The sequence below is a fragment of the Zoogloea sp. genome, assembly GCF_023150065.1.
Lineage (GTDB): Bacteria > Pseudomonadota > Gammaproteobacteria > Burkholderiales > Rhodocyclaceae > Zoogloea.
Window position 1 is genome coordinate 243 of record NZ_JAKLLN010000031.1, and the last position, 18,628, is coordinate 18,870.

The 18,628-nt window shown below is 63.5% G+C and carries 20 protein-coding genes and 1 pseudogene; 11 read left to right on the forward strand and 10 right to left on the reverse strand.

The window, feature by feature from the left end; all coding sequences use genetic code 11:
• The 4 genes and pseudogenes from L6Q67_RS21785 to L6Q67_RS21800 form a co-directional block, all read right to left on the reverse strand.
• Nucleotides 1-118 (reverse strand): annotated as a pseudogene (locus tag L6Q67_RS21785) (F0F1 ATP synthase subunit B); the annotation flags it as partial.
• A 35-nt stretch (nt 119-153) separates the two neighbouring features.
• A complete protein-coding gene (atpE, locus tag L6Q67_RS21790) occupies nt 154-399 on the reverse strand; it encodes a F0F1 ATP synthase subunit C (RefSeq protein WP_079434620.1) in 246 nt (81 codons plus the stop codon).
• Nucleotides 400-463: 64 nt separating this feature from the next.
• Nucleotides 464-1,306 carry a F0F1 ATP synthase subunit A gene (atpB, locus tag L6Q67_RS21795; RefSeq protein WP_296574901.1) on the reverse strand — a complete coding sequence of 281 codons (843 nt, stop codon included), beginning with the start codon at nt 1,304-1,306 and terminating at the stop codon, nt 464-466.
• Nucleotides 1,307-1,308: 2 nt separating this feature from the next.
• Entirely contained in the window at nt 1,309-1,743 is a 435-nt protein-coding gene (locus tag L6Q67_RS21800) for an ATP synthase subunit I (protein ID WP_367171663.1), read from the reverse strand.
• Nucleotides 1,744-1,837: 94 nt separating this feature from the next.
• On the opposite strand from L6Q67_RS21800, the gene L6Q67_RS21805 reads away from it, so the two are divergent.
• The 6 genes from L6Q67_RS21805 to L6Q67_RS21830 are packed head-to-tail and all read left to right on the forward strand — an operon-like array spanning nt 1,838 to nt 8,833.
• Nucleotides 1,838-2,149, forward strand: coding sequence for a helix-turn-helix transcriptional regulator (locus tag L6Q67_RS21805; RefSeq protein WP_296574904.1), 312 nt, complete (start codon nt 1,838-1,840; stop codon nt 2,147-2,149).
• A gap of 13 nt (nt 2,150-2,162) precedes the next feature.
• Nucleotides 2,163-4,301 carry a bifunctional acyl-ACP--phospholipid O-acyltransferase/long-chain-fatty-acid--ACP ligase gene (gene aas, locus L6Q67_RS21810; RefSeq protein WP_296574906.1) on the forward strand — a complete coding sequence of 713 codons (2,139 nt, stop codon included), beginning with the start codon at nt 2,163-2,165 and terminating at the stop codon, nt 4,299-4,301.
• 21 nt (nt 4,302-4,322) lie between these two features.
• Complete coding sequence (gene rhlP / locus L6Q67_RS21815; RefSeq protein ID WP_296574909.1) at nt 4,323-5,153, forward strand: rhombotarget lipoprotein; 831 nt, start codon at nt 4,323-4,325, stop codon at nt 5,151-5,153.
• Complete coding sequence (gene rrtA, locus L6Q67_RS21820; protein ID WP_296574912.1) at nt 5,143-5,691, forward strand: rhombosortase; 549 nt, start codon at nt 5,143-5,145, stop codon at nt 5,689-5,691. The genes rhlP and rrtA overlap by 11 nt, the downstream gene beginning before the upstream one ends.
• Nucleotides 5,688-6,923 (forward strand): amidohydrolase family protein, encoded by a 1,236-nt coding sequence (locus tag L6Q67_RS21825; protein WP_296574914.1) that lies wholly within the window; start codon nt 5,688-5,690, stop codon nt 6,921-6,923. Before rrtA ends, L6Q67_RS21825 begins: the two co-directional genes overlap by 4 nt.
• Nucleotides 6,920-8,833, forward strand: a complete 1,914-nt coding sequence (locus L6Q67_RS21830) for an MFS transporter (protein ID WP_296574916.1) — start codon at nt 6,920-6,922, stop codon at nt 8,831-8,833. The genes L6Q67_RS21825 and L6Q67_RS21830 overlap by 4 nt, the downstream gene beginning before the upstream one ends.
• A 15-nt stretch (nt 8,834-8,848) precedes the next feature.
• Here the strand turns inward: L6Q67_RS21830 and L6Q67_RS21835 are convergent, their stop codons facing one another.
• From L6Q67_RS21835 to earP, 5 genes are all read right to left on the reverse strand, one after another.
• On the reverse strand, nt 8,849-9,565 hold the full coding sequence (locus tag L6Q67_RS21835) for a superoxide dismutase (RefSeq protein WP_296574919.1): 717 nt from the start codon (nt 9,563-9,565) through the stop codon (nt 8,849-8,851).
• Between the two features lie 108 nt (nt 9,566-9,673).
• Complete coding sequence (locus tag L6Q67_RS21840; RefSeq protein WP_296574922.1) at nt 9,674-10,219, reverse strand: YaeQ family protein; 546 nt, start codon at nt 10,217-10,219, stop codon at nt 9,674-9,676.
• Nucleotides 10,220-10,288: 69 nt separating this feature from the next.
• A complete protein-coding gene (locus L6Q67_RS21845; RefSeq protein WP_296574925.1) occupies nt 10,289-10,681 on the reverse strand; it encodes a hypothetical protein in 393 nt (130 codons plus the stop codon).
• A gap of 165 nt (nt 10,682-10,846) precedes the next feature.
• Entirely contained in the window at nt 10,847-11,407 is a 561-nt protein-coding gene (gene efp / locus L6Q67_RS21850) for an elongation factor P (RefSeq protein ID WP_296574929.1), read from the reverse strand.
• 57 nt (nt 11,408-11,464) lie between these two features.
• A complete protein-coding gene (gene earP / locus L6Q67_RS21855; protein WP_296574932.1) occupies nt 11,465-12,718 on the reverse strand; it encodes an elongation factor P maturation arginine rhamnosyltransferase EarP in 1,254 nt (417 codons plus the stop codon).
• 632 nt (nt 12,719-13,350) lie between these two features.
• Between earP and L6Q67_RS21860 the strand changes: the two genes are divergently transcribed.
• Genes L6Q67_RS21860 through L6Q67_RS21870 form a run of 3 tightly spaced genes read left to right on the forward strand, consistent with a single transcriptional unit; the run spans nt 13,351 to nt 15,935 of the window.
• Complete coding sequence (locus tag L6Q67_RS21860) at nt 13,351-14,256, forward strand: DMT family transporter (protein ID WP_296574935.1); 906 nt, start codon at nt 13,351-13,353, stop codon at nt 14,254-14,256.
• Nucleotides 14,257-14,284: 28 nt separating this feature from the next.
• Nucleotides 14,285-14,758 (forward strand): SRPBCC family protein, encoded by a 474-nt coding sequence (locus L6Q67_RS21865; protein ID WP_296574938.1) that lies wholly within the window; start codon nt 14,285-14,287, stop codon nt 14,756-14,758.
• 43 nt (nt 14,759-14,801) lie between these two features.
• Nucleotides 14,802-15,935, forward strand: a complete 1,134-nt coding sequence (locus L6Q67_RS21870; protein ID WP_296574940.1) for an alanine--glyoxylate aminotransferase family protein — start codon at nt 14,802-14,804, stop codon at nt 15,933-15,935.
• A gap of 106 nt (nt 15,936-16,041) precedes the next feature.
• On the opposite strand, the gene L6Q67_RS21875 is transcribed toward L6Q67_RS21870, so the two are convergent.
• Entirely contained in the window at nt 16,042-16,311 is a 270-nt protein-coding gene (locus L6Q67_RS21875; protein ID WP_296574943.1) for a helix-hairpin-helix domain-containing protein, read from the reverse strand.
• A gap of 157 nt (nt 16,312-16,468) precedes the next feature.
• Here L6Q67_RS21875 and L6Q67_RS21880 point away from each other — a divergent pair, with 157 nt between their 5' ends.
• The gene (locus L6Q67_RS21880) at nt 16,469-16,651 is read left to right on the forward strand and encodes a hypothetical protein (protein ID WP_296574946.1); all 183 of its coding nucleotides are present in this window, start codon (nt 16,469-16,471) and stop codon (nt 16,649-16,651) included.
• Nucleotides 16,652-16,774: 123 nt separating this feature from the next.
• Entirely contained in the window at nt 16,775-18,571 is a 1,797-nt protein-coding gene (locus L6Q67_RS21885) for a GspE/PulE family protein (RefSeq protein ID WP_296574948.1), read from the forward strand.
• Nucleotides 18,572-18,628 lie beyond the last annotated feature (57 nt).

Consider the following 18,628-nt stretch of genomic DNA (forward strand, 5'->3'; position numbering starts at 1 on the left):
TCTTCTTCGCACGCTCGTCGAGTGCCTTCACAATGGGGGGCCACACGAACTTCATCGTGACCCACGCCAGAATGAAGAACACAACGAGCTGGGCTACCAGGGTTGCGTTCAGATTCACGGTTGTCTTCCTTTAGTCAGGTTGGACCGCGAAACTCAGATCTTGAACGGGTTGGCGAACGCGAACATCATGGCGATACCGACGCCGATCAGGAACGCAGCGTCGATCAGACCGGCCAGCAGGAACATCTTGGTCTGCAGGGCGTTCATGAGTTCGGGCTGACGGGCGGATGCTTCCAGGTACTTGCTACCCATGATGCCGATACCGATACAGGCGCCGATAGCACCCAGACCGATGATCAGACCGGCGGCCAGAGCAACAAAACCGAGAACGTGTTCCATGACTACTCCTTTAGTTGAGATGATTTAAATTGAAACCGAAACGACTGCTTAAACCTGAAACTTCTTAGTGGCTTTCGTGGGCCTGCCCGATGTACACCAGGGTCAACATCATGAAGATGAAGGCCTGCAGGGCGACGATCAGGATGTGGAAGACCGCCCAGATGGAGCCTGCAACGATGTGACCGAGGAAACCGAACACGGTGGCGGTACCGCCCATCAGCGCGATCAGCATGAAGACCAGCTCGCCAGCATACATGTTGCCGAACAGTCGCATGCCGTGGGACACGGTCTTGGCCAGGAACTCGATCATCTGCATGAGGAAGTTGATCGGGTACAGCAGCGGATGAGAGCCGAAGGGAGCGGTGAAGAGTTCGTGAATCCAGCCACCGAAACCCTTGATCTTGATGTTGTAGTAGAGACAGATCAGCAGAACACCGATGGACATGCCGAGGGTGCCGTTGAGGTCGGCGGTGGGCACGACGCGCAGATAGGCATGCTCGTCACCGGAAATCAGCGCCCAGATCTTGGGCAGCAGATCAACCGGGAGGAAGTCCATGGAGTTCATCAGGAAGATCCAGAAGAACACGGTCAGCGCCACCGGCGCCACGAACTTGCGGGATTCGGCGCTATGCACGATACCCTTGGCCTGGTCGGCAACCATCTCGACGAGGATCTCGACGGCGGCCTGGAAACGGCCGGGAACGCCGGAAGTGGCCTTGCTGGCAGCCTTGGTCAGCAGCAGCAGGGTGACAATGCCCAGGGCGATCGAGAAAAAGAGGGTATCGAGGTTCCAGACACTCCAGTCAATGATCGCGGTTTGCGCATGACCGGTGGAGTTCAGGTGGGTAAGGTGGTGGACAATGTATTCGCCCGCGGTCGGGCCGTGTGCTTCGGTGCCAGTGCTCATGGTTAGGTCTTCACCAAAAATGCAAATAAATTCGCCTTCAGCGCCACGACCAACCCGATAAACAACGCCAACCAATGGACGTCTGGATACACGAGCTGAACGGTCGCCAACAATCCTACGGTTGACGCGATCTTGAAGAACTCGCCAACAAAAAACTCAAGCGGGTACGACGCGGCCGGGCGCTTGGAGACCAAGCTGAGGCGCAGGGCGAACAACAAATTGGGAAGAACACAGGCTGCGCCTCCCAACGCCGCCGACAACGCACCGCGCGTCCCTGAAATCAATCCTGCAGCCAATGCCACCAGGATCGTCGCGCCTATCTGCAGGAATACCGCTTTTAACATTGGCTCTCTGCGTGGCACGTCGGGTAATGCGCCGTCCGCCGTACGAAAAACGTGCGGATAGTAGGGGTTAACCGCAGCAAAGTCAATCGCCACCGCACCGCAGCATTATTGGACAGGTCGTCGGCATGGGCCCAATTGCCACGCCTGGCGCTTGACAGATACCGGAAACATATCGATCATTATCGACATGAATAACGACTACTCCCGGGCCATCCCCGAAACCTGGCGTGACATTTCAGCCATCTTCGCAGCCCTCGGCGACGAGCACCGGCAGCGCATTCTGCTGACCTTCGAGGCCGGCGAAAGGCTCAACGTCGGTCAGATCGCCGAGGTCTCCACCCTCGCCCGCTCAACAGTCTCCCATCACCTGAAGGTATTGCGTGAAGCCGGCGTGCTCGTCTCCGAGCGGGAAGGCAAGGAAATCTACTTTCAGGTGAATAAGGCCTTCCTGCAGGAAGCTTTCGCCAAAGTCTCCGCCTATCTCGACGCTTACCTCTGACCGGACCATCCCCATGCGATCAATCATCAAGGCGCTGCTGCGCGCCCTCAGCTCCCTCCTGTTCCGGGTCAGGGTCAAGGGCCGTCCGCCAGCAGACGCCGGACGACTGCTGGTCGTGGCCAATCACGAATCCTTTCTTGACGGCCTTCTGCTCGGTCTCTTCCTGCCTCTCGATCCGGTGTTCGTCGTCCATACGGGAGTCGTCCGCAACCCGGCTTTCCGGCTGCTTCTCGCCCTGGTGGATTACCTGGCGGTCGACCCCACCAGTCCGATGGCCATGAAGAAGGTGATCCGGCTGCTGGAGAGCGGTCGCCCGGTCGTCATCTTTCCCGAGGGCCGCATCACCACCACGGGCAGCCTGATGAAGACCTACGATGGCCCGGCCTTCGTGGCGGCCAAGACCGGTGCGACGATTCTTCCGGTGAGGATCGACGGCGCCGCCCGCACCTATTTTTCCCGTCTCGCCGCCCACGTCCCGCGTCGTCTCTTTCCGCAGATCAGCCTGTCCATCCTGCCCACCACCCATATTCCGATGCCCGAGGCGCCCACAGCCCGTGATCGGCGACGCCGGGCCGGTGAGGCCATGCGGCGCCTGATGCAGGAGATGATCTTCGCCACGCGGCCGGACCAGACGCTCTTCACCACCCTGCTCGACGCCGCCGACATCCAGGGGCATGGCCACGCCCTCGTCGAGGACCTCAAGCAGATCGAGTACACCTATCGTGACCTGATCAAGATGGCCCTGGCCCTCGGACGGCTGGTCGCCCGGGAAAGCCAGCCCGGCGAGCGGGTCGGGCTGTTGCTGCCCAATCTGGCTCCGACGCTGGGGCTCGTCTTCGGCCTGTCGGCACACCGACGCACGGCTGCCATGCTCAATTACACGGCTGGCGTGGAAGGCATGCAGGCAGCGATCACCGCTGCGCAGATCCGCTGCATCGTCACCTCCCGGGCCTTTGTGGAACAGGCCAAACTCGGTGACAAGCTCCCCGCCCTGCAGGGCGTGCGAGTGATCTACCTGGAAGACCTGCGGGCTGCAATGGGCCTGGCCGACAAGCTGTGGCTGCTGCTGTGGGCGCTGCCCTTTCCGAGGCTCGCAGTCCCGGCCGGCTCGCCGGAAGATGCGGCGGTCGTGCTGTTCACGTCGGGTTCCGAAGGCAAGCCGAAGGGCGTCGTGCTGTCTCATCGGGCATTGCTTGCCAACGTGGCGCAGATCCGCGCGGTGGTGGACTTCTCCATCGATGACAAGATTCTCAACGCCTTGCCCCTGTTCCACTCCTTCGGCCTGACAGCCGGCGGACTGCTACCGGTGCTGGCCGGGGCACGGGTCTTTCTCTACCCCTCGCCGCTCCACTACCGGGTGATTCCCGAACTGGCCTACGACCGCAACTGCACAGTGCTGCTCGGCACCAGCACTTTTCTCGGCAATTACGCCAAGTTTGCCCATCCCTATGACTTCTATCGCCTGCGCTATGTGATCGCCGGTGCCGAAAAGCTCGCCACGCCCGTGCGCGATCTGTGGTTCGAGAAGTTCGGGATCCGGATCTTCGAGGGGTACGGCGCCACGGAAACCGCCCCTGTGCTTGCAGTAAATACCCCCATGGCCTTCCGCAGCGGAACGGTCGGCCAGTTTCTCCCGGGCATCCAGTACCAGCTGGTGTCAGTTCCAGGAATTGCGGCTGGTGGCATGTTGCATGTGAAGGGCCCCAACCTGATGTCGGGCTACCTTCGCTTCGAGAACCCCGGCGTTCTCCAACCGCCCGCGTCCCCGGCTGGTGATGGCTGGTACGAGACCGGCGATGTGGTGGAGGTGAGTGAGGAGGGCTTCGTGAAGATCGTCGGGCGGGTCAAGCGCTTTGCCAAGGTGGCAGGGGAAATGGTTTCCCTCGAAGCCGTGGAGAAGCTGGCGGCATCGGCATCCCCGGCCGCGGCGCATGCAGCCTCCACCCAACCCGATCCGGCCCGGGGCGAGACCATCCTGCTGTTTTCCACCGACCCCGCACTGAGCCGCGAGCAGCTCCAGGGCGCAGCCCGCACCGGCGGCTGGCCCGAGATCGCAGTCCCTCGCCGGATCATCACCGTCGACGCCCTGCCCCTGCTGGGTACCGGCAAGATCGACTACGTCACCCTCAAGCAGTGGGCCGAGAAGGCCTGAACCATCCCGGAAAGGACCGCCATGCGCAAAAAAGCCCTCACCGCCATTCTTATCGCATCGTCCCTGCTGGCCGGCTGCGCCATGTGGTCGGAACGGGGCAACCACGCCCAGCGCGGCATGGTGGTTGACTACCTCTACCCGAAGAATCCGCAACCCGAACTCACACCGACCCTGCCGGAACTGAGCCTTCCGCTGCGGGTCGGCATCGCCTTTGTCCCGGGCGACCGCTATGCCGATCTGCCGGAGGCGGAACGTGATCGTCTGCTGCGCCGGGTCAAGGACGCCTTTTCCAACCGGCCCTACATCTCCGCCATCGAGGTCATCCCCACGGCTTACCTGCGTCCAAAGGGCGGCTTCGAGAACCTGGAGCAGGCGGCCCGGATGTTCAACGTGGACGTGGTGACCCTGATTTCCTACGATCAGGTCCAGTTCAGTGACAGCAATCGCTTGTCCCTGCTGTACTGGACCATCGTCGGCGCCTACGTGATCAACGGCAGCCAGTACGACGTGAGCACCCTGGTGGATGCCACCGTCTTCGATGTGAAGAGCCGCAACATGCTCTTCCGCGCCCCTGGAACCAGCCAGATCAAGGGTAGTTCGGCGCTGGTCAAATTGTCCGAGGCCTCCAGGGAGGCGCGCACAGAAGGCTATCGGCAAGCCATCGACGAGATGATTCCACGCCTCGATGCCCAACTCGAAGCCTTCAGGACAAGGGTCAGGGAAGAGAAGAGTGCAAAGATCGTCCATAAGCCCGGATACAGCGGCGGTGGCGGCAGCATGGACTTTGCCGCTGTCGGACTGTTCGGGCTGGCCGCGGTGCTCACCGCAGCCCAGAGGCGCCGTGCCGGCTGAACGACCACTCCTGGCCCTGCTGGTCAGCCTGTTTGCGCTCTCCAATCTGATGCCGGGAGAGAGCATGCAATTGGACCGGGACGCCATCGCAGACGGCGAAATCTGGCGGCTATGGACCGGGCAGTTGTGCCACTGGTCGAGTCTGCATCGGGTCGGCAACCTGGCGGCCATCGCCGCCTTGGCGGTGATGGCCGGAAGGCCGCTGCTGCGCTGGCTCGCGCTGCTGCCCCTCGCCGCCCCGCTGTTGTCGCTGGCCCTGCTGGGCCTGCTGCCCGAGCTGCAGACTTACCGCGGGCTTTCCGGACTTGTCGCCATGCTGGTAGTTGGCGTAGCGGTGGATGGTGGCACGATCGGCCGTGTCGCCGCATTGGCCTGGGGAGCAAAACTGGCATTCGACGCCATTTCCGGAACGCCATCACCGCTCCTGCCCGCAGGCATCGCCACCACCTGGCAGGCCCACCTCGCCGGGTTTGTTCTCGGACTGGCTGCCGCCATGGGCTTTCTCCACCTTGACCGGAAGACTGCCTCGCCATCATGAATCGCCGCCCTTTCATCCTCGGTGCCGCTGCAGCGGCAATGCTGCTCGGTGCCGGCGGTACCGCCCTTGCCCGACGCACCCTGTGGAACCCCTGCCGGGCCAGCCTGCCGCCAGACATCACCGGTCACGAGATTGTCCGTGCAGCCTGGGAAGGCCTGGACCCCGCCCAGGTGTGGGACTGCCACGCCCACCTGGCCGGTATCGGCGACGGGGGCAGCGGCGTCAACATCACCCCGCGCATGCTCAGCCCGTTGCACCCCACCGAGTATTTCCAGCGGCTCTTCTACCTGAACGCCGGCTGCGCCCACGAGGCCCCGGGACGGGTGGATCAGAGCTATGTGGAACGTCTGCACAACCTGATCGACGGCATGGCCACGGGCTTCAAGCTGATGCTGCTGGCCTTCGAGCGAACCCACGATGCGCAGGGGCAGGCACGCCCCGAGCTCACCGCCTTCCACATACCCAATGCGTACGCCCGGGATGTGGCGCGAGCCCACCCGACCTACTTTGAGTGGGCCTGCTCCATCCATCCCTACCGGCCGGATTGCGTCGAAGCTCTGGAGGCCGCGGCCCGTGATGGCGCGCGTGCTGTCAAGTGGCTGCCGCCCGCGATGGGGATTGACCCGGCCTCCCCGGCCTGTGACCGCTTCTACGCCGCCCTGGCCCGGCTCGACCTGCCGCTGATCACCCATGCCGGCGAAGAGAAGGCCGTGCATGGCGCCGGCCAGCCAGCCTGGGGCAATCCCCTGCGCCTGCGCCGGGCCCTCGATCACGGCGTGCGCGTGGTGATTGCCCACTGCGCCAGCCTCGGCGAAGACCAGGACGAAGACCGGGGCCGCAATGCGCCCCGGGTCTCCAGCTTCAGCCTGTTCTCGCGCCTGATGGGCGAGCAGCGCTATGCCACGCTGCTGTTCGGCGACATTTCGGCCATCAACCTGCGCAATCGCGACCTGGCCGTCATCCGCCAGCTGCTGGAGCGGGAGGACTGGCATCCACGCCTGCTGTTCGGCACCGACTATCCCCTGCCAGGCATTCTTCCCCTGGTGTCGGCGCGCCAGCTGGCCCGCGAAAAGCTCCTCGACCCGGCAGCGGTGCCGGTGCTGGAAACCCTGCGCGAGCACAATCCCCTGCTCTTCGACTTCGTACTCAAGCGCCACCTGCGCGCGGGACACCGGCGCTTCGCCACCGGCGTCTTCGAAACACGTCACTTCTTTGATCGGAAACCTGCATGAGTGCCCGACCGGATCACCCCAAGGACGCCCCTCCCTCCCAGTTTCACCTGCTCGGAGAGAAGCGCTTCCGCCCCTTCTTCCTGACCCAGTTTCTCGGCGCCTTCAACGACAACCTGTTCAAAAACGCGCTGGTGGTGCTGCTCACCTTCCAGGCCGCCAGCTGGACGACGATTGCCCCGGAACTGCTGGCCAACCTGGCTGCCGGCATCTTCATCCTGCCCTTCTTCCTGTTCTCGGCCACAGCCGGCCAGCTTGCCGACAAGTACGACAAGGCCCGCCTGACCCGCCTGGTCAAGGTGCTGGAGATCGGCATCATGGTTGTCGCCCTGACCGGCTTCCTTCTTCATAGCCTGGTGGTGCTGTTCGGCGCACTGTTTCTGCTGGGTTGCCATTCGACCCTGTTCGGCCCGGTCAAATACGCCCTGCTACCCCAGCATCTGCGCGAGGACGAGCTGGTGGGTGGCAATGCGCTGGTGGAAGCCGGAACCTTCGTGGCGATCCTGCTCGGAACCCTGTGCGGCGGCCTGCTCGCCGGAGCCCCGAATGGTGATCTGTGGATTGCCGGCGGCGGCATCCTGGTGGCATCCGCCGGCTACCTCACCAGCCGGGGCGTACCGCCAGCCCCGGCGCCGGAGCCCGGTCTGTGCATCAACCCCAATCCCTTCACCGAGACCTGGCGCAACATCGGCTTTGCCCGGGAGAACCGGCCGGTGTTCCTGGCCATCCTCGGGATTTCCTGGTTCTGGCTCTATGGCGCCCTGTTCCTGGCCCAGTTTCCGGCCTATGCCAAAGGTGTGCTGGGGGGCGGCGAAGGCACGGTGACCCTGCTGCTGGCCACCTTCACGATGGGTATCGGGCTTGGCTCGCTGCTGTGTGAAAAACTCTCCGGTGGCCACGTGGAGATCGGCCTGGTGCCCTTCGGTTCCATCGGCCTGACCCTCTTCGGGCTGGATATCGCCTTCGCCTCCCCGGGTGTCCTTCCCGCCGGAGCACCCCTGGCCATCGGCGAAATCCTCAGCCAGCCCGGCATCTACCGGGTGCTTTTGGCGTTGCTGATGCTGGGCATGTTCGGCGGCTTCTTCATCGTGCCCCTCTACGCCATGATGCAGAGCCGCTCGGCACCCGGGCACCGGGCACGGGTGATCGCCGCCAACAACATCCTCAACGCCCTGTTCATGGTGGTCGGGGCCCTGGGTGCCGGCGCACTGCTGGGCGCCGGGCTGTCCATGCCCATGCTTTTCGGCGTGGCCGCCATCATGAACGCGGCGGTCGCCTTCTACATCTACCGGCTGGTGCCGGAGTTCCTGCTGCGTTTCATCGTCTGGCTGCTGGTTCACACGGTGTATCGCCTGCGCACCGAAGGGCTGGAGCACATTCCGGCGGAGGGACCGGCGATCCTCATCTGCAATCACGTGAGCTTTGTCGATGCACTGGTGATCGCCGCGGCCTCACGCCGGCCGATCCGCTTCGTGATGGACCACCGCATCTTCCGCTGGCCGGTGCTGTCCTTCGTCTTCCGTCACAGCCGGGCCATTCCCATTGCCTCCGCCAAGGAAGACCCGGCGATGATGGAGGCAGCCTTTGCCGAGGTCTCCGCGGCGCTGGCTGCCGGCGAACTGATCGGTCTGTTTCCGGAAGGGAAGATCACCGCCGACGGCGAACTGTGCCCCTTCCGCCCCGGAATTGCCCGCATCCTCGAAGCCAGGCAGGTGCCCGTCGTCCCCATGGCCCTGCGCGGGCTGTGGGGCAGCATGTTCTCCCGCAAGGATGGCCCAGCCCTAAGCCGGCCCTTGCGCCGCGGCCTGTTCAACCGCATCGAGCTGGTGGTGGGGCCTGCCCTTCCGCCGGAAACCGTCAGCCTGCCGGGCCTGCAGGTGCAGGTGGCGAGCTTGCGGGGTGACTGGAAGTAGCAGGCTTTCGGGGCTTTATCCCAGGTTCTGCTGGGCGAATTCCCAGTTGAGGAGCTTGTCGATCAGCGCATTGACGTAGTCGGCACGACGGTTCTGGTAATCCAGATAGTAGGCGTGCTCCCACACATCGATGGTCAGCAGCGGCTTGAGGCCGACCGTCTGGGGCAGATCGGCATTGGCGGTCCTGATCACCTTGAGTTTGGCACCATCGGCCACCAGCCAGGCCCAGCCGCTGCCGAACTGGGACGTGGCAGCGGTTGCCAGCTCCTTCTTCAGGGCATCCACACTCCCGAACGAGGCTTCGATCTGCTTCTTGAGCGCTGCCGGCGGTTCGCCCCCCCCATTCGGGCGCAGGCTGTTCCAGTAGAACGTGTGGTTCCAGATCTGTGCCGCATTGTTGAAGATGGCGGTCTTGTCAGCCTTGCCAGCCGTAGCGGCAACAATCTTTTCCAGGGACAGATCAGCGAGATCCGATCCGGCCACCAGCCGGTTCAGGTTATCCACATAACCCTTGTGGTGCTTGCCGTAGTGAAAGCCGATGGTGTTGGCCGAGATCACCGGCGCCAGGGCGGAGTCCGCCCAGGGCAGGGCGGGGAGCAGGATGGGGCTGGCAGCCTGGACCGGGCGGGCCAGCCCACCCAGCGCTGTGGCGCTCAGGATACCCAGGGATGTACCGATGAACTGACGACGGCTGACACCCGTCGGGGACTCGGAATGGAGCAGCGATGACATGGGGACTCTCCTCTGTGGGATCAATGGGTCCGGCAAGGGAAGGTCTCGCCGGAGACGGCATTATTCGCCACTCTGCAAGCCTCATGTCATGAATCGGTGCCGATCCTTTCAGGATGCGGGATGAACCTGCTGAAGCTGCAGGCTGAGGGTCGTCTCGCCGCCCGAGAACCAGATCTGCCCATCCTGGATCGTGCAGCTGAGGTTCATGGAACGCTCGGCCAGGGCAGCCAGGGCCCGGGAATCCTCCTGGGTTACGGCCAGCACCCGCAGGTTGCTCAGCTTGCCCAGGGTGGCAGCGTCCTTTTGCCACCAGATATCCACAACCCGCCCACCGTAGGCCAGCACGATCACTTCGTCCGCCCGCCCGGCAGCCCGCCGCAGCAGGCGTTCATCGGGCAGGCCCACCTCGATCCACTGCAGGATGCGCCCGGTGTCGTCCTTGTTCCACAGGGCCGGCTCGTCATCGCTGGAGATCCCACGGCCAAACTCCAGACGCTCCGCCGCATGCAGCGCAAAGGCCAGCACCCGCACCATCATGCGCTCGTCCGTCTCGGACGGATGGCGGGCGATGGTCAGGCTGTGCTCGGCAAAATACCCCCGATCCAGATCGGAGACGGCGAGGGTGGCACGGAAGATGGTGGATTTGAGAGCCATGGCAGGAACCCGGAGGGTCAACGAAAAACCGGGCACAGGGCCCGGTTCGGGAAGGACAACTGGCGGAAATTACTTGCCGACAGCAGCCTTGGCCTTGTCAGCCGCATCCTTGGCCGCATCGGCGGTGGCAGCAACGGCTTCCTTGCCGGCTTCCTTGGCAGCGCCAGCAGCTTCCTTGGCGGCGGAAACAGCATCCTTGGCCGCATCCTTGGTAGCTTCGACCGCTTCCTTACCCGCTTCCTTGGTTGCCTCAACGGCTTCCTTGCCTGCTTCCTTCGCGGCACCGGCAGCGTCCTTGGTGGCTTCGGCGGCCTGCTTGGCGGCCTCTTCAGCCTTCACGGCAGCTTCCTTGGCCGCATCGACGACGGGCGCGGGCGCCGGAACGGGGGCTTCTTCCTTTTTGGAACAGGCAGCCAGGCCAAGGGCGATGAGGGCGGCGAGGGCGAGGGAACGGGTATTCATGAATGACTCTCCAGCTGGGTGGTTATCAAAAGGGTTGAACCTTGGGTGAAACTCCGTCCGCCTTGGCAGACATGCTGCATACAACGCCGCGGGCCACAAAAGGATGACGACCGCAACAAAAGGCAACAAGGCCCCGGAGGACCTCGCTTGTCTTCCGGGAACGGCTTACTTGACGCGGTTGCGGTACTCGTCGGTGCGGGTGTCGATTTCGATCTTGTCGCCGATTTCAACGAAGGCCGGGACGGACAGCTCGAAGCCGCTCGGCGCAATGCGGGCCGGCTTCAGCACCTTGCCGGAGGTGTCGCCCTTGACGGCGGGCTCGGTGTATTCGACTTCGCGGACCACGGTGGTGGGCAGATCCACGGAGATGGCCTTGCCGTTGTAGAACACCACTTCACAGGGCATGCCGTCGATCAGGTACTTGAGGGCGTCGGTCATGTTCTCGGCTTCGACCTCGTACTGCTCGTACTCGGCGTCCATGAACACGTACATCGGGTCAGCAAAGTAGGAGTAGGTCACTTCCTTGCGATCGAGCACCACGATCTCGAACTTGTCGTCAGCCTTGTAAACCGACTCGGACGGGGCGCCGGTGAGCAGGTTCTTGAGCTTCATCTTGACGACAGCGGCGTTACGGCCGGACTTGTTGTACTCGGCTTTCTGAACCACCAGGGGGTCGGCACCCACCATGATCACGTTGCCGGAGCGGAGTTCCATTGCGGTTTTCATGCTGTTTCCTGCTTGCTGAAGTTGGCGCGGCACGTGCCACGGTAAATAGGTAACTTATTATTCTATCTCAACTTTACAGAATCGCACCAGATTCCCGGCGAGGTCACCAGCGCCCTGCAACTGTAGCGACCACGTCGGAGCGTGACCCGCCAGGGCCGGCAGGGCGGCTTCGAAGGCCGGCCAGCAGGCACCCACGCCTTCGCCCCCATTCCAGGCACGCCAGAATTCCTCCACCGCCTGGGCCGTCGACGGGCTCAACCCCGCCAGATAGCGCGTCATGAAGGCGTTCAGCTTTTCCAGATGCGCGTCTTCCTGCTGCGCATAGATGTGCCACACAAAGGGCACTTCGGCCCACTGCGCACGCACGAAGGAATCCTCACCGCGCACGAAATTCAGATCGCAGGCCCACAGAAGCTCGTCGTAGCGGGACTGCTCGACGAAGGGCAGCACCGTGACGCTGAGATTGCCCTTCCGGAGCCGGTCGCCGGGCTGCAGGCCGCTCACCCCAAACCAGGCAGCGAGCCCGGGAAGAACCCGCCCCTCCGGCACCAGGCACAGCACCTGCCGTTTGCCCTTGGACCAGCTCGCCAGCAACTCCCCCAGGCCCGGATTCTCATAGGCAAACAGGGACACCAGACATTGCCCGGGTTCCCGCGGAGAAAGACCGAAGAAGCGGCGAAACGCATCTTCCGAAAACTGGCTGCGCCGGACCGTCAGATCGGCCTCGCGCAGCAGTCCGCCGGTGCCGTCATCCAGGCCGGGGAAGAAGAAATGCTGGACCAGGGGCAAGGCCGGGTGTGGCGAAGGCAGGCCGTGACAACCGGCAACCCAGGATTCGGCGCTCAGGTATTCGAGGTTGATCCAGCGGGGGCGCGGTACACAGCGGGCCATCGTGGCCAGGAAGATGTCCGGCAGGCTTCCAGCAAAGGCGGCAATCACCACTTCGCCCGGAAGCACCTCGCCCAGGGGTTCAACCCAGTGGCGAATCTCCACGCCATCCACCTGTTGGCAGGCTGCCTGCGGATCCAGGGCCGGGATCAGACGGCGCGCGCTCTTCAGGTCGTCGACCCACAAACGGACGGCGAGCCCGTGCTCCGCAACCAGCTGACGGGCCAGACGCCAGCAGACGCCGATGTCTCCGAAATTGTCCACAACCGGGCAGAAGATGTCCCAGCAGGGTGCCGGAGCGGTGGGAAGACCGGATGGCTGCAGTTCGCTGGTCAAGATTGGGGATAAACCGGGGTAAAAAGCTCGGGCAAATTGTGCACAAAGCCGTTCGCCGAATCGAGGGCAAATTTGCTCAACAATCACCACACAGCCTGACCAGACCTTCACCGACAGCTTTATGAACTGGCTATCTCCATGAAAAACATCAGAATAAAGTGGTTATCCACAGAAAAGTGACGAGCTATATAGTTAACAGTATTTATATGTAAACAAAAACAGTAAACAAAACAGGGATACACCAAAACTGCCCACTGAAGCCCCCTTTGAAGGCGAAACCCCAGCAGAGGAAAAAAGTGGAACCGCCTCTGAAGACATCCGACAACTTCAACCTGACTCCTGCCCGATCCGTGAATTTCCCTCCGGGAGATCCGGGGTCTGTGCACAAGTACCCGGGGGAAGCTCCGGAAAAAATGTGGACAACCCTCCATCCAGCCCGGAGCTCAGGAATCGTCCCCAAACCGTCCCACTCTTTCCCGTCCCCTTTTCCAGAGCTTTCTACAGAAAGCAAGGCACTGTTTTAAAATTAAAATATGTACTTATCCACAGAAAATAGTCGTACACAGTAAACATGTACTTATATATATAAAGAAAAATACAAGAACAAACCCTGAACAACTTTCTGCCCTACCGCAGGGGGCCCATACGGGTTGATCCCAAGCGCAGGCTTGCAGGACCTCCCCCATAATCCGGGGCCCTCCTGCCCAAGGCAGTCCTCCATGTCCGCGCATCGTTTGCCCCGAGCTCTCTTCCATCCCTACCTGCTGTTGACGCTGACCGTCCTGTTCTGGTCGGGCAACATGGTGGTGGGGCGCGGATTGCGGGAGGCTGTTCCACCCATGAGCCTGGCCTTTGCGCGCTGGAGTCTGGCGCTGCTGCTGACCCTTCCCTTCGCCTGGCCCCATCTGAAGGCCCTGCGGGGCATGACACGGAAGCAGTGGGGCGTTCTGGCCGTGCTGGGGGTGCTGGGCGTCGGTGCCTACAACACCCTGGCCTACGTGGCGCTGGTGCACACCACGGCAACCAATGCGGCGCTGCTCAATTCCTTCATCCCGATCGCCATCATTGCCATCTCCTGGTTCATGGGGCACCGGGCCACCCTGGTGGAGTCCGTTGGGGTGGGGGTGTCCTTTGTCGGGGTGATGACCATCGTCAGTCGGGGGGATCTGGCCGTGCTGGCAGGCCTGAGCCTTAACGTCGGCGATCTGTGGATGCTGGCGGCCGTCCTCTCCTGGGCGCTGTACACCCTCGGGTTGCGCTGGCGGCCAGCCGGTCTGCACCCCATGGCCCTGCTGGCAACCCTGACAGTGATCGGGCTGATGGTGCTGGCACCGCTAGCATGGTGGGAGCTGGCATCCGGTGCGCAGTTGCAGCTGACGCCCTCCGCCCTCGCCGGAGTGGCCTATACCGGGATCTTTCCGGCTTTTCTCGGCTATGTTTTCTACAACCGGGCGGTGGGCGAGGTGGGGGCTTCCCGGGCCGGCCTGTTCATCCATCTGATGCCGGCCTTCAGCACCATCCTGGCCACGCTCTTCCTCGGGGAAGTGCCTAGGGCGTACCATTTTTTCGGAATTGCGTTAATTCTGACCGGCATCTGGCTGACGACCGGTTTCAAGAAAGGCTAGACTGCAGGGCTCACTTTGGGAGCCGCCCTTGCATTTCGAACACCTCATCGAGATCAACAACCCCCTCAATCCGCTCATCGAGCCCTTGAGCGTGGAACAGGTCTGGCACGGCCTGATGTACCGGGTGGAAGAGCCCACCGTGTTCCTGCCCGGGCTCGAGCGCTGCACGATCCTGTCGCGTCAGGCCGAGCGGGTGGAGCGCGAGCTGCATTTCGGTCCGGCCAGCGTGCGCGACACGGTCACCTTCCGGCATCTCGAATGGGTCTGTTTCGAGTCTGCCGCGACGGCTGAACATGCCGGCGGGCGCCTGACCATCCGTTTCGATCAGCCCGCCCCCGACCATCTTTACCTGCGCTTCACCTACGAAACCACCTTGCCCGACGGCCTCGGGGCTGCCGAAGGCGTGCAGGTATCCGAGTATGTGAAGGCCGCCTACCGGGAGTCCGACCTGGACACCGTCCGCATCATCCGTCTGATCGCGGCCAACGGCCGGCCCCAGTGAGGGCTCCGGAGCCCGACACACTAGAATGACATCAGGAGACACCATGAAAATCGATTCGCCCCGCATCGCTTCCTTCCAGCCTCCCGTGCGTACCCTGATGGGCCCCGGGCCGTCCGATGTGCCGCCGCGGGTGCTGGCAGCCATGGCCCGCCCCACCATCGGCCACCTGGATCCGGCCTTCGTGGGCATGATGGACGAGCTCAAGAGCCTGCTCCGCTATGCCTTCCAGACCGACAACGAGCTGACTTTCCCGGTTTCGGCACCGGGTTCGGTGGGGATGGAGACCTGTTTCGTCAACCTGGTGAGCCCGGGCGACAAGGTGGTGGTGTGCATCAACGGGGTGTTTGGCCAGCGCATGGCCGAGAACGTGCGCCGTTGTGGTGGCGTGCCGGTGATCGTCGAAGACCCGTGGGGTGCGCCGGTTGACCCGGCCAAGGTGGAAGAGGCCTTCGCTGCCAATCCGGATGCGGCCCTGTTTGCCTTCGTGCATGCCGAAACCTCCACGGGGGCGCTCTCCGATGCTGCCACGCTGGCGGCGATCGCCCGGCGTTACGGGGCGCTGACGATCATGGATTGCGTCACCTCCCTCGGTGGGGTGCCGGTGCTGCTGGACCAGTGGGGCATCGACGCGGCCTATTCCGGCAGCCAGAAGTGCCTGTCGAGCACGCCCGGCCTGTCGCCGGTGAGTTTTTCGCCGGCAGCCGTCGAACGCATCCGCGCCCGCAAGTCCCCTTGCCCGAGCTGGTTCCAGGATCTGGGCCTGGTGCTGGGCTACTGGAGCGGCGCCAAGCGCACCTACCATCACACGGCGCCGGTCAATCCGCTCTATGGCCTGCATGAGTCTCTGGTGATGCTCGCCGAGGAAGGCCTGGAAAACGCCTGGCAACGCCACCACAACAATCACCTGCGCCTGCGCGCCGGGCTGGAGGCCCTGGGCCTCAAGTTCGTGGTCCGCGAGGATGCGCGCCTGCCCCAGCTGAATACCGTGTGGGTGCCGGAAGGGGTTGATGAAGCCCAGGTCCGCAGCCGCCTGCTCAACGAATTCAGCATCGAGATCGGTGCCGGTCTGGGGGCGCTGGCCGGCCGTGTCTGGCGTATCGGCCTGATGGGGCACTCCAGCCGCCCGGCCAACATCGTCCTGGTGCTGGCCGCGCTGGAAACCGTGATCCGCGGCTGATCAGGACATGGCCCGGATGACCGGCCTTCAGGGCGGGTGATCCGGGCCATTTTTCAACAGGCCCGGCGTCCTGCCGGGGCCTGTCTTCAAGGCAGCTCTGCCGCTTTTACTTCTTCGCTTCACCCCCCGTCACCGTCAGTTCGCCTTTCAGCTTGGCCAGATTCTTGTCGCCAAAGCCCTTGATGTTCTTCAGGTCGTCCACGCTCTTGAAGGGGCCGTTCTTGCTGCGGTAGTCGACGATCGCCTGGGCCTTGGCGGGCCCGATGCCCTTGACGCCGTCCAGCTCTGCGGGCGTGGCGGTGTTGATGTTGACGGCTGCAAAGGCCAGGTTGATGCCGGCCAGGCTCAGGGCGATGAGGGACAGGATGCGCTTCATGGTGGTCTCCGGGTTAATGACAATTACATTTTAATGTCAATCCATATGTCATTGGCAAGGCGCCATGTTCCGCCCCTGCAACATCCGGAGACGATTGCCCTGCAACCCGCGGCGGGATGCGGCGTTGAAGGGGGGCAACCTTTATTGGAGTGAAGTCATGAAGCGCCTTATCTGCATCGTCCTGGCCGCCGCCTCCCTGAGCGCCTGTGTCGTCCTTCCGGTTGGTCATGAGCGTGGGTATGGCTATGGACACGGGCATCGCCACTATTCGCCGCCGCCGGTCATGGTGGTGCCGCCGGCTCCGGGGCCGGGCTATAGCCGGGGTTATCGTGGCTGGTGAGGGTAAAGGCCGGAAAAAATCCGGCCGGTGCGGGTGGATTGCGCTTATGCTCGACGCCTGCGACCAACCCGCCCCCGGTGGGGCGACATGCGCCCCCGCCGGCCCTGTCCGATGCCGTCCTCGTTGCGAACTGCCACTGTCCATGAACACCGGCTGAGCCTGGCCGAAGTGCTCGATCTGCTCACCGCCGACCGGATGGTGGCGCAGGCCGATGCCGACAACCTGCGTCTTGCCCAGGGCATCCGGCCCTCCGATGCCCATCCTCTGATCATCATTGCCAGCCAGAAGTGGGCCTCCAGGCTGCCACCCCACCGGGTGCTGGGCCTGGAGGAGCTCACCGAGTGGCTGGCGGGCAAGGTGGAGCTGGACTACTACCGCATCGACCCCCTGAAGATCGACTTTGCCGCCGTGACAGCGGTGATGTCGTCGGCCTACGCTACCCGTTTCGGGGTGTTGCCGGTGCAGGTGGGCTTGCGCGAGGTGGTGGTGGCTACCACCCAGCCCTATCTGCGGGAATGGGAAAAGGAGGTGGCTGGCTACCTCAAGAAGGACATCCGCCGGGTGGTGGCCAACCCGGCGGACGTGGCGCGCTACCTGGTGGAGTTCTACAACCTCGCCCGTTCGGTCAAGAATGCAGCCCGCAGCAGCGGCCACACGGGGGCCAGCCTGTCGTCCTTCGAGCAGCTGGTGGAGCTGGGCCAGGGCAACCGGCAGTTCGACGCCAACGACAGTCACATCGTCAACATCGTGGACTGGCTGTGGCAGTACGCCTTCGAGCAGCGCGCCAGCGACATCCACATCGAGCCCCGCCGGGACATGGGCCTGGTGCGCTTCCGCATCGACGGGGTGCTGCACCAGGTGTACCAGATGCCGATGCCGGTGCTCACCGCCATGACCAGCCGCATCAAGATCCTCGGCCGCATGGACGTGGTGGAGAAACGCCGCCCCCAGGACGGCCGTATCAAGACCCGGGTGAGCAGCGGCAAGGAGGTGGAGTTGCGCCTGTCCACCCTGCCCACGGCCTTTGGCGAAAAGCTGGTGATGCGCATCTTCGATCCCGAAGTGCTGGTGCGCAACATGGCCGAGCTGGGCTTTTCGGAGCAGGACGAAGCGCGCTGGCATTCCATCTCCGAGAAGCCCCACGGCATTGTCCTGGTCACCGGGCCGACCGGCTCGGGCAAGACCACCACCCTCTACTCGACCCTCAAGCAGCTCGCCACCCCCGAGGTGAATGTGTGCACCATCGAGGATCCGATCGAGATGGTGGAGCCCGCCTTCAACCAGATGCAGGTGCACCAGGCCATCGAACTGGGCTTTGCCGACGGGGTGCGGGCCCTGATGCGGCAGGACCCGGACATCATCATGGTGGGCGAGATCCGCGACCTGGAAACCGCCGAGATGGCCATCCAGGCCGCCCTCACCGGCCACCTGGTGCTGTCCACCCTGCACACCAACGATGCGCCGTCGGCCGTCACCCGCATGCTCGACCTGGGGGTGCCGGCCTACCTGCTCAACGCCACCCTGCTCGGCATCATGGCCCAGCGCCTGGTGCGCATCCTGTGCCCCCACTGCAAGCAGCCCCACCCCCTGACCCCCGATGAAGAGGCCATCTGGGATCACCTGGTGACGCCCTGGAAGGCGCCCCGGCCGAGCCGCATCCACAAGGCCGTCGGCTGTCTGGAATGCCGCATGACCGGCTACATGGGGCGCATCGGGCTGTACGAGATCCTGCTCATGTCGCCGGAGGTGAAAAAGGCGGTCAATGGGGAGATGGACATCGCCCGAGTGCGTGACATCGCCATCCGTGAGGGCATGAAGCCCCTGCGCCTGTCGGGGGCCCTCAAGGTGGCGGCCGGCATCACGACCCTGGAAGAGGTGGTGAAGATCGCGCCGCCCGCCGAGAGCAGCGAAAGCGCCTGACCGGGCGCCCTGCCGGAGGTGACTTCCGGCCCACTTCCGGCCCTTTTGGGCGTACCC